General features: G+C 69.2%; 1 protein-coding gene. It reads left to right on the forward strand.

What is annotated here, in order from left to right:
- Positions 1 to 1,574: DNA polymerase (locus NKJ21_RS27335; RefSeq protein WP_254733423.1), on the forward strand; the 1,574-nt coding region annotated here is incomplete at both ends.

The raw sequence follows: 1,574 nt of genomic DNA on the forward strand, positions 1-1,574 counted from the left end.
CATCGACAACGACCTCGTTGTCGACGCCGACGAGGAAGTGTTCGAGATGAACAACGGCTGCGTCTGCTGCACGGTGCGCGGCGACCTGATCCGCGTCCTCCAGGGCCTGATGAAGAGGAAGGGCGGCTTCGACGCCATCATCGTCGAGACCACGGGGCTGGCCGATCCTGGCCCGGTGGCTCAGACCTTCTTCGTCGACGAGGACGTCAAGGCCCGCACCGCGCTCGATTCGGTCACCGCCGTGGTCGACGCCAAGCACATCATGCTGCGGCTGGGCGACAGCAAGGAGGCCGTCGAGCAGATCGCCTTCGCCGACCAGATCCGCCTGTCGCGGGCCCTGGTGAAGCTGGACTGCGACACCCCGCTGCCCGAGCCGCTGGACGATCTGAAGGTGCGCGAGCCGGACAAGGCGGCGCTGGCGGCCTTCCTGGACCAGATGGAGTTCCGGTCCCTGGCCCGCCGCGTGGGCGATGGTTCGGCCGCCGCCGCGCCGGGGACCCTGGATCGTCCGCCGGCCCAGCCCAAGGCGCCGGTCACCACCGTCTCGTACATGGGCGCGGCCGCCCGCGCCGCCGCCAAGCCGGCGGCCGAGCCGATCACCATCGACCACGCGACCTATTCTTGCGTCCGTGACGTCGAGACCCTGAAGGCCTGGGTGGCCAGGGCGACGGCCAAGGGCGTCGTGGCCTTCGACACCGAGACCGACGCGCTGGGTTCGGCGACGGCGGGCCTCTGCGGGATCTCGCTGGCCGTGGCGGCCGGCGAGGCCTGCTACATCCCGGTCGGCCACTGCGAGAAGGAAGGCCTGGCGCTGGAAGCCGCCGCCGACCTCGTGCAGATCCCGCTGGCCGACGTGATCGCGACGCTGAAGCCGCTGCTGGAGGATCCGGCGGTGCTGAAGGTGGCGCAGAACGCCAAGTACGACATCGCGGTGCTGTCGCGCCACGGGATCCAGGTCTCGCCGATCGACGACACCATGCTGATCTCCTACGTGCTGGAGGCGGGCTTGCACGGCCACGGCATGGACGAGCTGTCGGAGCTGTGGCTGGGCCACAAGCCGATCCCGTTCAAGCAGGTGGCCGGGACCGGCAAGGCCCAGATCAGCTTCAAGCACGTGGCCCTGGCCGAGGCGACCGCCTACGCCGCCGAGGACGCCGACGTCACCCTTCGCCTATGGGAGCGGCTGAAGCCGCGCCTGGCGCGCGAGGGCCTGTCGACCGTCTACGAGACCCTGGAACGCCCCCTACCCGCCGTGCTGGCGATGATGGAGAACGACGGCGTCAAGGTCGATCCCGAGGCGCTGCGCCTGCTGTCGAACGAGTTCTCCCTACGCATGGCCCAGTACGAGGCGCGCGCCCAGGAGATCGTCGGCCGGCCGTTCAACCTGGGCAGCCCCAAGCAGATCGGCGACGTGCTGTTTGGCGAGATGAACATGAAGGGCGGCAAGAAGACCGCCACCGGCCAGTGGTCCACCGACAGCGACGTCCTCGAAAGCCTGGCCCTCGAGCACGAGCTGCCGCGCGTGCTGCTGGACTGGCGTCAGCTCTCGAAACTGAAGGGCACCTATACCGAGA

Origin of the sequence: Klebsiella sp. SWET4, assembly GCF_024296565.1 — a bacterium.
GTDB lineage: Bacteria > Pseudomonadota > Gammaproteobacteria > Enterobacterales > Enterobacteriaceae > Klebsiella > Klebsiella variicola.